We start from the raw sequence: 13,280 nt of genomic DNA, 5'->3' as shown, positions 1-13,280 counted from the left end.
CCCATACCGGTCAAAACAAAAAAAGAACGTCTATCGACGCCCTTCTTAGGAAGTTACAGGATCATGCCGCTAAGAACAAATAAAACATTCATCACAAAATGCATAACCATCACGGGAATCAACCCTTTGGAACGAATAGCCACGCCACCCATCATGATCCCAAAGATTGAAAACAGCAGACAAACCGGCCATGAAAAACCAAGGTGGTAGTGGTATAAACCAAAGGTAACTCCGGCGATGACGAGCCCTTTCAGCTCACCAAATCCACTTACAAAATGACTAAGTATGTATCCCCGCCACAGCAGCTCCTCAAGGACGGCATTGATCAGCGCAAATGATAGTGCATAACCGATAAGAACGAGAAAATGCGGCTGTCCCCAGTCAATAAAGAATGAAAAAATGGAACAGACGACAACCAGGAAAATGAGCATGAAACGCCAGATCGGGTCTTGTACCGGGCCTTTGAATATCCATGGAAAATGAATCGTTGTTCCCCATGAACCCGTGGCAAGGTATAACGGTTTTTTCTTCGTTAACATGGCCGCCAGTGCAAAGGGTAATACAAATAATATCAGGCTTAACCTCGATAGGATGATGGCCCAGGCATCGTCCCCCGCTAATCCATGTTTGATGATTTCACCAGAAGAATGATAGAGTATATAACCGATCACCATGATAAGGGCCACGATGGCCGTGTCATTTATTTGAGTCGATATCTTGCGTACGCTTCTTAGCTTGCACAATGTATATATTAACAGGATCAGTCCGATTCCCCACGCCGCGGATAGAAGGAATGATGTCCATTGAACCCATACGATGGTGGCAATCATGATGATCAAGCAGGTGATATGTTCACCTGGGCGGTTCGTAACTTGCAAGCAATTCTCTCCCATTCTGTAACACGTATTATGATATCATGATACCCTTCTATTATGGCCGGATCAACTGGAGATTGGTGCATCGTCTATTTCTATGGGCTCTACCACATTCAGCAGAAACGGGCGTCCGTGCAAATATTCATGAATATAAGCTAGCGCATAGATTTGCTCACCCTTTATACTTTCTGTCTCTCTTGGATTGGAGGCATGGTGGCTATAATTCTCCATCATGATCATGATGAAAAAACACTCCAGAGACTGAAAATAATCCGATCCCAACGATCGTATGCTTTCATATCCTTGAAGCACTTTAAATCGTTGGTACGGAACAAGTGATAACATAACCGCCGCCAGATCGTAAAGAAAAAAACCGTAGCCACATCTACCAAAATCAATCGGATGAGGAACTTCCCCTTCAAATACTACATTCCCCAAATGTAAATCGGCATGAATGAGACCGTAGTTGCAATCATCAGCCTTCATATGATCAAGCTGGGATATAACTTTTTCAGCTGCGAGTTGATACAGTGACCATGAAACTTCCGACAAAAAAGTTCCCGCATATCGTTCCAGCTTGGCGAGCGCTTCTTTATAACTGTTCATCCCCCATACGGGCTTACGAAGATCAGAAGAACTTTTGAAGTCAAATGCAGTTTCATGCATTCTGGCCATCAAGACACCTACCTGATAAGCTTGATCTTCTGTAAGTGCTTCATGGGCATGCACACCCTCCACCCATTTCATCACGGTGACATGGGTGGAGGTGAATCCATCCTCCGTACCGATTTTCAACCATCTTAACCCACTTGGAGTGGTTATACCTGTCGGCACTTTGATACCTGCTGTAATAAGGGCATCCAGGAACTGAAGCTCTAAGTCTATTTCATGACTGCACCGTCGATCCGAATGGATTCTCAACAAGTATGTTTTATCTAAGCTCGTCCGAACTCGATATGTAATCGTGTCCGAAATACCGATATATTCAATCTCATCCCATCTCAGGTTATATTGCTGAAGTGCCGATATTGCAACCCTTTTGGCTTTTGCGAGCAGCGAACATCTTTGTTCTTCTGTTACAAATTGAAAAAAATCATTCATGTACTCACCTCATGGTTTGAACGTTCTTGAATGATTATAATTGCTCAGCAGCTGTACTTCCTATATAACGGTTGGTTTAAAATGACTTTTATACATAAGAAAAAGCCACATCAGAATCAGTTCCAATGTGACTTTGCATTACTTGTTTTTGGTATATACAATTTTTTTGATGGAATCGCAGGATAAACAAAATTGAGAAGAAAGCTGGTCAATGGTAGCGCCCGACGCAAACAACTGCCGGATTTCCAGGTTTCTTTTTTTCAAATACACCCGGCTGCCCGAGTTTTCTCCCCATTTCTTGCGTAACCCTTCAGGTTTCGGGATATACACCATCCCGCCTTGTACATATTTCTGTACTTCCTTCAACAATTCCTCTGGAAGGATAATATCCGCGTTTATATATTTCATGGTAGCTCTGCTCCTTAAAATTAAGATAAAGGTTTTAAGGATGCAAAGTCCATTAGATAAACGGCCTCTCTACACGAGGTAATCAGGCGGTAACTTTCTCATCGCTCCATGCAAACAACCGCCGTTGTTCATCATATAGACTTTGCATAGAGCACATCTGCAATCTTCCCATCATGATCTTACCCCTCCCTTCACAAATTATGACATTCCGACTGGTTATGACCATTATAACCGATGTTAGGCGAAAAATCGAAGGGCTCAGTCTCATCCTGATAAGCCGATATTAAACCGCTAAGCTTGCAAACGACCGAAGCATTTCCTCCACGGTTTTAAAATAATAGGTGGGCTCGCATGCCGCCAGCTCCTCTTCGGAACCATACCCGTACCCTGCAGCAATGCTGTGTATCCCGCAGTTCCGCGCTCCAATCAGATCATGCTTCCGGTCTCCAATCATAACGGCTGCAGGTGGTTGAATCCGGCATGTATCCAGAACGTGCTGAATGATTTCAGTCTTGGCGGACCGGGAACCGTCCAGTTCGCTCCCGCACACCATGGAAAAATAAGCGGTTAGCTGAAAATGCTCAAGGACTGTCTCGGCAAAAACCGTAGGTTTGGAGGTAGCGACATACAAGCGGCGCCCTTGGGATAACAGCAAACCCAATAACTCACGTATTCCACCATACACCTCATTTTCATAAAGGCCGGTGTCCTTATAATATTCACGGTAGCTCAATACGGCGCCCCAAGCCTCGGCTTCACTAAAATGATATTTTTCGGTAAAGGTCGCCTGGAGCGGAGGACCGATAAAACATTCCAGCTCGGATAGATCGTTTACGATAATCCCATGCTGACCGAGTGCATAACTTACGGCTTTCGTAATGCCTTCACGCGGATCAGTCAAGGTGCCATCCAAATCAAATAAAATATGATTGTATCCCATTAGATTATCCTCCTCCATGCATGATTCCTAAGCCAGATCCTTAATCTCCAGGAGATCCCTGATCCTATAAGCAGGACGATGATGATCACTTAAAGGGGTACCCCGGCGATTATAATAACAAAAATCAATTCCGGCTCTCGTTGCTCCTTCATAATCATCCGTAAGCGAATCCCCTATGTATAACACCTCGCCTGGACCTACCGCCAATTCCTGCAATGCGAGTTCAAAGATCTGCGGGTCCGGCTTCCAGCACTTCACCTCATTCGAAATGATGAAGGAGTCAAAATAATGAAACAATCCTCCTGTTGTCAGGCGTTTACGCTGTGCTTCGCCAATGCCGTTGGATATGACCCCTAGCGCAAAGTCACCATGCAGATGCTCCAAAATAAGGTCGGCATTAGGCTCCATATGGTTGGAACTGCAAAATAATCCCCAGTAAGTTTCCGATATCTCCCGGAATTGATTGAACTCCCGCTTCAACCTTAGGAAGGTATCCGTGAAGGAATGCTCCAGCACCTGCCTAATATCGTGATTGTTCTGAATTCGGTTCACCCAATAATTAAAATTAATCGGTCCGAACGTGCTCCAGAATTCCTCCCACGTCAGATCCTCATGCAGCCGGTAGTGCTCCAGTGCTTGCTGCATGCATGTCCTTTCACTCTGACTATAGTCTAATAACGTGTTATCCAGATCAAAAATAATGGCCTTGTATCGCATCTCCAACTCCCCTTCTAGCGTGCTGCACCTATATCCATTCGTTGATCCCGGGAAGTTCTCCTGCTAATCATAGGACTTAAACTGCATGAATTGAACAGATCATGCACACAAAAAAGCACGCCCGTAGCGGACGTGCTTCTGATCTATCTTCCGATATTTCTAAATTTCTGCGTATAGGCTTTGGCGTCCTGTGCGGTACGCACCCGGTTGCGGCTCCATTCAAGCAGGATCCGGTCAATGTAGCGGAAATGCAGTTTGCCCGCAAATACCGCTTCTTTCAGAGCCAATAGGATTAACTCGTCCGGATAGCGATCCGCATCAACCCAGCCGGAGATCGTTTCCAGCTCCATGGGCGACAGCGGGCGGCCAAACTCTTTTTCGAAAATGGTGAACAAATTCCGCTCTTCCTTCTCAGGAACAGAATTCCCCGAAAAAGCTGATTTGCTGGTAGCAGGGCGGGCATTCAAAAGCGGAGACGCAAACTTGGTTCCTTCTGGGGTCTTTGCTTTGTGCTCTTCAGCCAGGCACGAAGCGAGCTTTTCATACAATCCGTGGAGATTGTAGCGCTCGTAATGAATCCCCTGGGTTTCGTCCACATACTCATCAATCCCGATCAGCCCTACCTTCATCAAGCGCTGCAAGCTGGTAGCGATGAATTCGGTGGGAGCCCCCGTCACTTCCGCAAGCTCCTCCAGCGAAGGAAACGCCTTGAACTCCACCTGCTGATAACCAATCAAATGAATGACCAGCATGGCTTCACGGTCGCTTAAACCAAGTGACCGATAATGCTTGAGCAAGGCATAAGGAATGATCGCCATTCCTTGGCTCATGCCGGCAGCGGCGCCGGCCGTCCACCCATTCACGCCTGTGTCCACGTTACCGTCGTGGTCCATAGACTCACCTCTCACGGCTTACGGGTACAACCGGTACAAAGTACGTGGGAACGGAATCGTTTCACGCACATGGTCCAAACCGCAAATCCAGGCAACGGTACGCTCAAGACCTAGACCGAAGCCGGAATGAGGAACGGTGCCGTATTTACGCAAATCCATATACCATTGATAGGTTTCCATCGACAGATCATGCTCCTTGAAGCGCTCTTCAAGCAGCTGCGGATCGTCGATCCGCTGCGATCCGCCAATAATCTCGCCATAACCTTCCGGAGCGATCATATCCGCACACAGAACGACTTCCGGACGATTCGGATCCGGCTTCATGTAGAAAGCCTTGATTCCCGCCGGGTAATGGGTAATAAAGACCGGCTTGTCATACTTCTCGGCAATGGCCGTTTCATGAGGCGCGCCAAAATCCTCACCCCAAGGAATATCAAAATCTTGCGTATGCAGGAATTCAATGGCCTCATCGTACGTGATCCGCGGGAATGGTGCCTGGATCGCCTCCAGCTTCGAAATATCGCGACCGATCGTTTCAAGCTCCTGGCGGCAGTTTTTAACCACGGACTGCACCACATGACTAATGAACTGCTCCTGTACCTGAAGGCTCTCCTCATGGTCCGTGAAGGCCATCTCAGGCTCAATCATCCAGAACTCGATCAGGTGACGGCGAGTTTTGGACTTCTCGGCACGGAACGTCGGACCGAAAGAGTATACCTTACCGAGCGCCATAGCGGCAGCTTCCATGTATAACTGCCCACTCTGGGTCAAATAAGCATCTTCATCAAAATACTTCGTGTGGAACAGATTCGTTGTACCCTCCGCGGAAGTTGGGGTCAAAATCGGCGGATCCACCAGCGTAAATCCGTTGGAATCAAAGTAATCTTGAACCGCGCGGATAATTTCAGCACGGATTACCATGATCGCACGTTGTTTCTGGGTGCGAAGCCACAGATGACGATGGTCCATTAAGTAATCGACGCCATGCTCTTTAGGCGTAATCGGATAGTTTTCCGTAAGATGTATGATCTCAATGCCGGTAACCGTCATCTCGTAACCCGATTGGCTCCGCGGCTCTTCACGTATAACACCCGTCACGTACAACGAGCTTTCCTGTGTCAGGCTTTTCGCGTCATCCCATACCTGTTCGGATACTTCGCTCTTCACAACAACACCCTGGATATATCCGGATCCATCGCGAAGCTGCAGGAATTGGATCTTGCCGCTGGAACGCTTGTTGTTGATCCAGGCGCCGATCGTGACGGTCTCGCCGACATGCTGGTTGACGTTACGAATCACACTTTTGGTGGCCATGCTTAAATCTCTCCCTTATATCACTACTATTTAACGGTTGGAAGCTTGTACGATACGATGCGTATCCCGAGCAATAACCAGTTCTTCGTTGGTAGGGATCACTAGTACCTCGACCTTCGAATTTGCCGCAGAAATACGGCGCGGCTCGCCGGAACGAATGCTGTTCAGCTCCTCATCCAATTCTACTCCGAGATAGGTAAGCTGCTCAAGCACTCTTTGACGAAGAACGACCGAATTCTCGCCGACGCCCGCAGTAAATACAATGACATCCACGCCATTCATGACGGCAGCGTAAGATCCGATGTATTTACGAAGGCGATACTCATACATTTCAAAGGCCAATGTGGAGTTCGGATCGCCTTTTTCCATGCCTTCCGTAATCTCACGCATATCACTGCTGATTCCGGAAATCGCCAGCAAGCCGCTGTGCTTGTTCAGCATGGAGTTCACTTCATTGACGGTCAGCTCTTCCTTATTCATGACAAACGGTACGATTGCAGGGTCCAAATCACCGCTACGCGTACCCATCATGAGCCCTTCCAGCGGGGTCATCCCCATGGAGGTATCGATGGATTTCCCGCCTTTTACTGCTGTCAGGGAAGCACCGTTACCGATATGGCAGGTTATGATCTTCAGATCCTCCAGCGGTCGGTTCAGAAATTCTGCCGCTGCCTGGCTGACATAGGCATGGGACGTGCCGTGCGCACCGTAACGACGTACTTTATATTTATTATAAAGTACTCTCGGAATAGCGTACAGGTATGATTTCTCCGGCATCGTCTGATGGAACGCCGTATCAAATACAACGACCTGCGGGACGCCCGGCATATTGGTTTCTGCTGCCTTAATCCCCATCATCGATGCAGGATTGTGAAGCGGAGCCAAATCGAACAAGCGGCGGATTTCCGCTTTGGCGTCACTGTCAACGAGCGCGGATTCTTTAAAAGACTCCCCGCCGTGCACGACGCGGTGTCCAACAGCCTGAATGCTGTCGATGGAATCGATCACGCCGTGCTCCTCGTTCGTGAGCATGCCCAGCACTTTGCGGATGGCCGTGGTATGCTCCAGAATTTCGCTGACTTCGGTTACATCCTGTTTTCCCGTCGGCTTATGCGTCAGAATCGAGGAATCCATGCCGATCCGTTCGACCAAGCCCTTTGCCAGCACGGATTCATCCGTCATGTTGTACAGTTGATACTTCAGTGAAGAACTCCCTGCATTAATTACGAGAATATTCATACCCGATCACCATCCTTATCGTACTTGAAAAAGCCTTCTCCGGTTTTAACGCCCAGTTGCCCTGCGCGGACCAGTTTCTTCAAGACAATCGATGGACGGTATTTCAGTTCGCCGTACTCGCGGAACATGCGCTCCAGCGCAGCGAGAATGGAATCCAAACCGAAACGGTCGGCCATCTCAAGCGGTCCATGCTGGAAGTTATATCCGATTCTCATTGCGTCATCGATATCCTCCGCCGAAGCCACGCCCTCTTGCAGCAAGTGCATCGCTTCATTGATCATGAGGGTAATCATGCGGGTTGTAACGAAACCTGGAGACTCATATACCATGATGCCTTTTTTATCCGAAACTTCTTCAACAAAACGCTTCGTTTCCGTAAACGTATGATCGGAAGTTTTCAGACCGCGGATGATTTCAACAAGGTCTACCTTGGAAACAGGATGAATGAAGTGCATGCCAATAACACGCTCAGGATATTTGGTAGAGCTGGCGAGCTCCGTCAAACTAAGCGTGGATGTATTACTTGCTAATATCACATGGCTCGGACATACTTGATCAAGCTGTGTAAAGACCTCTTTCTTCGCTTCCAAGTCCTCTATAATGGTCTCAATCACCATATCGCAGGTGCTAAGCTCGGCAAAATGAGTTACTTTTTGAATCCGGTTCAGTATCAATTTCTTCTCTGCCTGGGTAATTCCCCACTTCTCCAATTGTTTATCTAGACTGGTCTCGATCATTCGGTATGAATAGTCCAGTTTCTCTGGAGTTTTCTCTACGAGCAGTACGTCAAGACCTTTGGCTGCCAGCATCTCCGCAATGCCCTGCCCCATAGTCCCGCCGCCTACGACGCCGATTTTTTTGAAGTACATGGTTTCTACTCCACCCTTTCCTTATCTCTATACTTTATTGTACCCCATTTGTCGAAAAATACATTTTCAGAGCACAAAGTATAATAATATCTTAGCACGACAAAAAAGTAAAAAAAAATAACCAGCATAACAATTTATGCTGGTAAAAGCGCGTTTTCACGAAATTGACAACGAAATTGTTCCCCCGAGAGAATTTCTTCCTTCAACAGGATATCAAGTGAATTGTCGAATATTGGCCGTTTCTGTTCCAAGAGATTCTTGGTGCGGTTCATTAACTCTTCCAAAATCACATTATTCTCTTTCATTAACTCTTCAGTTGTTACCATGTTCATGTTAACAATGCCCAGCGACGTCAAACCTGACTTCATCATCGTCTCCACGATGTTCAGCGATTGCTCAAAGTCATTGCTTGAGCCTGTGCTTCGGCCTCCGTAAAAGATCTCTTCGGCGGCCGCACCGCCAAGCGCGATCATAATTTGCTCTTCCAGGAAGGTTTTCGTGTATAGATATTGTTCCTCCTGCGGATTATGACGAACATAACCTAGCGCTTTACCACGCGGGCTGAGTGCAACTTGCTTCACACTGCCGGGACGCACAAGCTCTGCCATAATTGCATGTCCCAATTCATGTATGGCAACGCGCTTCTTCTCTTCCAAATTCGATTCACGGTCGGAACGCTCACCCATCATTACCTTGTCAATCGCCATGGACAAATGACGCTGATGGATAAACTGTTCGTTCTCGCGCATCGTGTAAATGGCCGCTTCATTCATGACGCTCTCGAGTTGTGCGCCCGAGAAGCCGTATGCTTCTTCGGCGATTTTCTCCAAGTCGACATCTTCATGCAGCGGCTTATTGCCCGCATGCAGATTCAAAATATGAGTGCGTCCCTTCTTATCCGGCAGATCGACCTGAATGTGACGGTCGAAACGCCCTGGACGCAGCAGTGCGCTATCCAGCATTTCTTTCCGGTTTGTCGCGGCAATTACCAGAATACGAGGAGTATCCTGCGAATAGATGCCATCCATCTCGGTTAGCAGCTGATTCAGCGTCTGGTCGTACTCGCGCTGCTGGCCGCCTTCGCGTTTACCGCCAATGACATCGATCTCATCGATGAAGATAATGGCGTTTTGCTTGTTTTCCTTTGCCGCACGGTTACGGGCATCCTTGAACAAATCCCGGATGCGCCCTGCACCAACACCGACATACATCTCAACAAATTCACTGCCGGATGCAGCGACAAAGATCGAATCGGTGTAATGGGCAGCGGCTTTAGCCATCAACGTTTTCCCTGTTCCCGGAGGCCCGGTGAGAAGAATGCCCTTCAATGGACGAATCCCGAATTTCTTAATGTCTTCATGACGAATCAGAAAATCCAGTGCTTCACGCAGCTCTTGCTTGGCATTATCCTGCCCGCCGATTTCTTCGAACGTCAGCTTGGCAGGTCCGCTCTTTTTCCGCTTCCGCTCATTCGCTGCGCCTACAGCGATGCCGCCCTTCATCTTCGCGATAAACAACAAGCCGCCTACAAGTGCTGCAGCGATGAGCAAGGGCACGATGTTCACGCCGACAAACACAAGGAATACCAGCAAAACCGGAATAAAGCCTAACATGATTTCTTTAGCTAATTTAGGCATGATTCCACACCTCCATGTTGCCAGACTGACGCGGCAAGATTATAAATTTACCAGACTTGCCGTCTGACAAGCTGACATAGACGTTGGTGTCATCAATCGTTGCTTTTGCTTTCAAATTCGGAGACTGGGCAGCAAGCTGCTCGAGCGATGATTGAATATCGGTATACTGCTTATTATCCATCGCTTCAGCGACTGACAGCATCGCCTTCTCCCACCATTGATCCAGTGCTTCCGAGGAATGATCCTCCACCTGGATTTTCAATTCCCGATTGCCAATCACAGACTTGCCTTCCTTCTTAATATGCTGGACCAAGCCTTGCAAATTGGTATCCGGAGCCAAATCAAGATTCAAAGTAACGGTATTCTGTTTAATATCTATATGTGAATCCTTCACGCCGTCATATTGTGACACAACATTGGCCAGCGGATTTTGCAAAGCCATCTGCCGATACAGAAACCATCCGCCAAAGAGAACCGATGCTGAGATCACGACAGTCAGCACGATAGGTACAATGCGTAGTTTCATGAAGTTCCTCCTTCATTTCAGTATGAAATTTTGTCTGTCATGTTGCAACACAACAATACATATAACAACGATATATAGGGATGCATGTAGTTTATATACTCATTTTGTACAAGTATGAGTATATCACATCTTATATACTTTTTCATGCATGTCTGTGAAAATATTTAGAACAGTTTTTCCATATTATTTCTGAATACGCTTACAATTATAGAGAAAATAAGAGAGGAACCCGCGAATATTAAAGGGCCCCTCTCTACTTCTTATTTATTGATTTGGAAGAATAATGTCATTACCGATGGTGTTACCGTCTTGAAAACGATAAAACCGATAACCGCGCTGACCGTTGTGTTCATACTGCAGCTGCCAGGCATACTCGCCCTCATACATTCCAGGCAGCAGCCGCTTAATTTCTGCGCCAGACAATTCGTTATAAATCTGCTCCCGCATCTGGTCTTCTGACAACCCCGTATTCAACAAAACGGATTGGACAGCGTCGGCACCTTCAACAGGTACGTTGTCATCCGTAAATTTCACCCATACCATACGATCTTGATTGTCCTGATCCTTCCCGCTTATCACCCAATAGTTATTGTCCTCGCCCCACACCGATTTATAGGTCTTCCCGGACGTAACCAATTGGCCATGCTGTTTGGCGGCAGCAATTGCCATTCTTTCTTCATTCCAAGCATCTTTCATCACATATGAATAATAGAGCTGTAAACCAAGCAGTAACAGCAGCACCCCGGATACACTCAGCAATATCCACTTCGTTTTTTTCTTCAAATCCGTCTTCCTCGCTCCCCTTGATTATTCCCTAGAGGGTTGTAAGACGCTCAAAGGCACGCTGCGCTTCCCGGCGGATACGTTCCTCATCGAGAGTGAGACTCGCGCCATTCTTCACTACCTGCTTGCCGTCAACCCATACATGCTCTACATCCTTCGCACTGGCGGAGTAGATAGCATGAGAAATGTAATCCGTCTTCGGAAGGAAGTGCGCCTGATCCGTGTTCAGTGCGATCATATCTGCCTTCATGCCTACCGCAAGCGTACCAATATCCGTAAGGAAGGCTGACTTGGCTCCATATTCTGTACCCATCCGAAGCGCTTCGGATGCTGGAATCGCGGTTGGATCCCCGCTTACTCCTTTATGGATCAGTGCGGCCAGCCGCATCTCTTCAAACATATCCAGATTATTATTGCTGGCAGGTCCATCGGTACCCAAAGACACGGTGACCCCGGCTTTCAGCAGTGCAGGCACGCGAGCGATGCCGCTGGCAAGCTTCAAATTGCTGCCTGGATTATGCGAAACCATAACTTGATGTTTGGCCAGAATTTCGATTTCTTCATCGGTCAGATGGACGGCATGCGCAAGCAGCGTTGGACGGGAGAACATGCCAAGCTTCTCTAGATGGGCAACAGGGCGAAGTCCGTAGTCATTTACGTTCTGAGCTACTTCCGTTTCCGTTTCGGACATATGCGTATGCAAAGGCAGATTCAAATCATGTGACGCTTGCACGAATTTTTCGATGAAATCCGGCGGGCACGTATAGGGTGCATGCGGTGAGATCATCGTCGTAATTCTACCGTCAGCCTGACCATGCCAGTCTTTCGCGAATGCAACCGCCTCTTCCAGCTTCTGCTGCTGCACCTCAGGCGGACATAATCCGATGACACCGCGCGTCAGAACGCCGCGCATGCCTGAGTCCTCCACCACCTTTGCAACCTGATCCATATGATCATACATATCCACAAATGTCGTGGTTCCGCCTTTGATCATCTCTAGCACGGAGAGTGAGGTTCCCCAGTATACATCGTCGGCCGTGAATTTGGCTTCCATCGGCCACATTTTTTCCTGAAGCCATACTTGCAGTGCCAGATCGTCGCCATACCCGCGAAGAAGCGACATGGCCGCATGTCCGTGCGTATTCACCAATCCAGGCAGGAAAAACAGATGGGTTCCGTCGATGATTTCTGTTCCCTCTTGGACAGTCGGCTCTTCTTCACCCAGGTAAGTGATCCGGTCGTTCTCCACGACCATATATCCGCGTAACACGGATCTGCCTTCCTCTAGTACCACGAACGTTCCGTTTTTAACCATCCACTTCGTTGTCGTCATGTGCTGCATCCTCCTTGCCGTTATCCAAATAATAGGCCAAACTCTGCAAATCCGTAGTAAAATCTGCCGTATGAATCCGGATATGGGGTGGAGCTTTCAGGATGGTCGGCGCAAAATTCAGGATAGCCTCGATGCCTGCCGCGATAAGTTGATTCGCTACATTCTGCGCCTCAAAATCCGGAACGGTGATAATCCCGATACGAATGCCGTACTCATGAACCGTCTTCTCCAGTTCCTCCATCGGCTGTACGACCAAATTGTTAATTTTCATACCAACTTTGGGAGAATACGAATCGAAAACCGCCACAATCTTCATATTGTCCTTCAGAAATGCATTGTAATTCGATAATGCATGTCCAAGATTACCGGCCCCAATCAATGCGACATTGATCTTCTGGTCCAGCTTTAGAATCTGGCGAATTTTCTCGATCAGATAAGATACGTCATATCCGATCCCTTTCCGTCCAAAATCACCGAAATACGCTAGGTCCTTACGAATTTGAGCAGGATTGAGGTCCAGTTTCTGCCCCAGTTCCTGGGAGGAAACCGTGGAGACCTCCCTTTTCTGAAGCTCATTCAAATAGCGCAAGTATACAGGTAATCTGCGGACCACGGCTTCCGAAATTTTTTCCGATTTCATGCATG

Annotated in this window: 14 protein-coding genes; all 14 read right to left on the bottom strand. The window is 47.7% G+C overall.

Going from position 1 to position 13,280, the window contains the following annotated elements:
• Window positions 1-53: 53 nt before the first annotated feature.
• Entirely contained in the window at window positions 54-878 is an 825-nt protein-coding gene (locus tag MKY82_RS11995) for a type II CAAX endopeptidase family protein (RefSeq protein ID WP_339296139.1), read from the bottom strand.
• A 63-nt stretch (window positions 879-941) separates the two neighbouring features.
• Window positions 942-1,976 (bottom strand): phosphotransferase, encoded by a 1,035-nt coding sequence (locus MKY82_RS11990; protein ID WP_339296138.1) that lies wholly within the window; start codon window positions 1,974-1,976, stop codon window positions 942-944.
• Window positions 1,977-2,114: 138 nt separating this feature from the next.
• Window positions 2,115-2,384, bottom strand: a complete 270-nt coding sequence (locus MKY82_RS11985; RefSeq protein WP_071218363.1) for a CD3324 family protein — start codon at window positions 2,382-2,384, stop codon at window positions 2,115-2,117.
• Between the two features lie 283 nt (window positions 2,385-2,667).
• Window positions 2,668-3,324: an HAD family hydrolase gene (locus MKY82_RS11980; RefSeq protein ID WP_339296137.1), complete on the bottom strand. Its 657-nt coding sequence runs from the start codon at window positions 3,322-3,324 to the stop codon at window positions 2,668-2,670.
• 27 nt (window positions 3,325-3,351) lie between these two features.
• Window positions 3,352-4,041, bottom strand: a complete 690-nt coding sequence (locus MKY82_RS11975; protein WP_339296136.1) for an HAD family hydrolase — start codon at window positions 4,039-4,041, stop codon at window positions 3,352-3,354.
• Window positions 4,042-4,184: 143 nt separating this feature from the next.
• Complete coding sequence (locus tag MKY82_RS11970) at window positions 4,185-4,934, bottom strand: DnaD domain-containing protein (RefSeq protein ID WP_339296135.1); 750 nt, start codon at window positions 4,932-4,934, stop codon at window positions 4,185-4,187.
• A gap of 18 nt (window positions 4,935-4,952) precedes the next feature.
• Window positions 4,953-6,248, bottom strand: a complete 1,296-nt coding sequence (gene asnS / locus MKY82_RS11965; RefSeq protein ID WP_194541967.1) for an asparagine--tRNA ligase — start codon at window positions 6,246-6,248, stop codon at window positions 4,953-4,955.
• Window positions 6,249-6,278: 30 nt separating this feature from the next.
• Window positions 6,279-7,487 (bottom strand): acetate kinase, encoded by a 1,209-nt coding sequence (locus tag MKY82_RS11960; protein WP_194541966.1) that lies wholly within the window; start codon window positions 7,485-7,487, stop codon window positions 6,279-6,281.
• Complete coding sequence (locus MKY82_RS11955) at window positions 7,484-8,356, bottom strand: 3-hydroxyacyl-CoA dehydrogenase NAD-binding domain-containing protein (RefSeq protein ID WP_071218369.1); 873 nt, start codon at window positions 8,354-8,356, stop codon at window positions 7,484-7,486. The genes MKY82_RS11960 and MKY82_RS11955 overlap by 4 nt, the downstream gene beginning before the upstream one ends.
• Window positions 8,357-8,490: 134 nt before the next feature.
• On the bottom strand, window positions 8,491-9,993 hold the full coding sequence (locus MKY82_RS11950; protein WP_071218370.1) for an AAA family ATPase: 1,503 nt from the start codon (window positions 9,991-9,993) through the stop codon (window positions 8,491-8,493).
• Window positions 9,986-10,519 carry a hypothetical protein gene (locus MKY82_RS11945; RefSeq protein WP_071218371.1) on the bottom strand — a complete coding sequence of 178 codons (534 nt, stop codon included), beginning with the start codon at window positions 10,517-10,519 and terminating at the stop codon, window positions 9,986-9,988. The genes MKY82_RS11950 and MKY82_RS11945 overlap by 8 nt, the downstream gene beginning before the upstream one ends.
• A gap of 264 nt (window positions 10,520-10,783) precedes the next feature.
• Entirely contained in the window at window positions 10,784-11,302 is a 519-nt protein-coding gene (locus MKY82_RS11940) for a DUF5590 domain-containing protein (protein WP_339296134.1), read from the bottom strand.
• A gap of 31 nt (window positions 11,303-11,333) precedes the next feature.
• On the bottom strand, window positions 11,334-12,635 hold the full coding sequence (locus MKY82_RS11935) for an amidohydrolase (protein ID WP_339296133.1): 1,302 nt from the start codon (window positions 12,633-12,635) through the stop codon (window positions 11,334-11,336).
• Window positions 12,610-13,275 carry a redox-sensing transcriptional repressor Rex gene (locus MKY82_RS11930; protein WP_194541963.1) on the bottom strand — a complete coding sequence of 222 codons (666 nt, stop codon included), beginning with the start codon at window positions 13,273-13,275 and terminating at the stop codon, window positions 12,610-12,612. The genes MKY82_RS11935 and MKY82_RS11930 overlap by 26 nt, the downstream gene beginning before the upstream one ends.
• Window positions 13,276-13,280: the final 5 nt, after the last annotated feature.

Source organism: Paenibacillus sp. FSL W7-1279, from assembly GCF_037969845.1.
GTDB lineage: Bacteria > Bacillota > Bacilli > Paenibacillales > Paenibacillaceae > Paenibacillus_AQ.
The sequence above is the reverse complement of the archived record's forward strand: the minus strand, read 5'-3'. Positions and strand labels throughout refer to the sequence as shown.

Excerpts from the sequence above, each read along its gene's own strand:
- MKY82_RS11985 (WP_071218363.1), bottom strand. The coding sequence starts at position 2,384 with ATGAAATATATAAACGCGGATATTATCCTTCCAGAGGAATTGTTGAAG.
- MKY82_RS11950 (WP_071218370.1), bottom strand. The coding sequence starts at position 9,993 with ATGCCTAAATTAGCTAAAGAAATCATGTTAGGCTTTATTCCGGTTTTG.
- MKY82_RS11990 (WP_339296138.1), bottom strand. The coding sequence starts at position 1,976 with ATGAATGATTTTTTTCAATTTGTAACAGAAGAACAAAGATGTTCGCTG.
- MKY82_RS11945 (WP_071218371.1), bottom strand. The coding sequence starts at position 10,519 with ATGAAACTACGCATTGTACCTATCGTGCTGACTGTCGTGATCTCAGCA.
- MKY82_RS11935 (WP_339296133.1), bottom strand. The coding sequence starts at position 12,635 with ATGACGACAACGAAGTGGATGGTTAAAAACGGAACGTTCGTGGTACTA.
- MKY82_RS11960 (WP_194541966.1), bottom strand. The coding sequence starts at position 7,487 with ATGAATATTCTCGTAATTAATGCAGGGAGTTCTTCACTGAAGTATCAA.
- asnS (WP_194541967.1), bottom strand. The coding sequence starts at position 6,248 with ATGGCCACCAAAAGTGTGATTCGTAACGTCAACCAGCATGTCGGCGAG.
- MKY82_RS11975 (WP_339296136.1), bottom strand. The coding sequence starts at position 4,041 with ATGCGATACAAGGCCATTATTTTTGATCTGGATAACACGTTATTAGAC.
- MKY82_RS11930 (WP_194541963.1), bottom strand. The coding sequence starts at position 13,275 with ATGAAATCGGAAAAAATTTCGGAAGCCGTGGTCCGCAGATTACCTGTA.
- MKY82_RS11955 (WP_071218369.1), bottom strand. The coding sequence starts at position 8,356 with ATGTACTTCAAAAAAATCGGCGTCGTAGGCGGCGGGACTATGGGGCAG.
- MKY82_RS11980 (WP_339296137.1), bottom strand. The coding sequence starts at position 3,324 with ATGGGATACAATCATATTTTATTTGATTTGGATGGCACCTTGACTGAT.
- MKY82_RS11970 (WP_339296135.1), bottom strand. The coding sequence starts at position 4,934 with ATGGACCACGACGGTAACGTGGACACAGGCGTGAATGGGTGGACGGCC.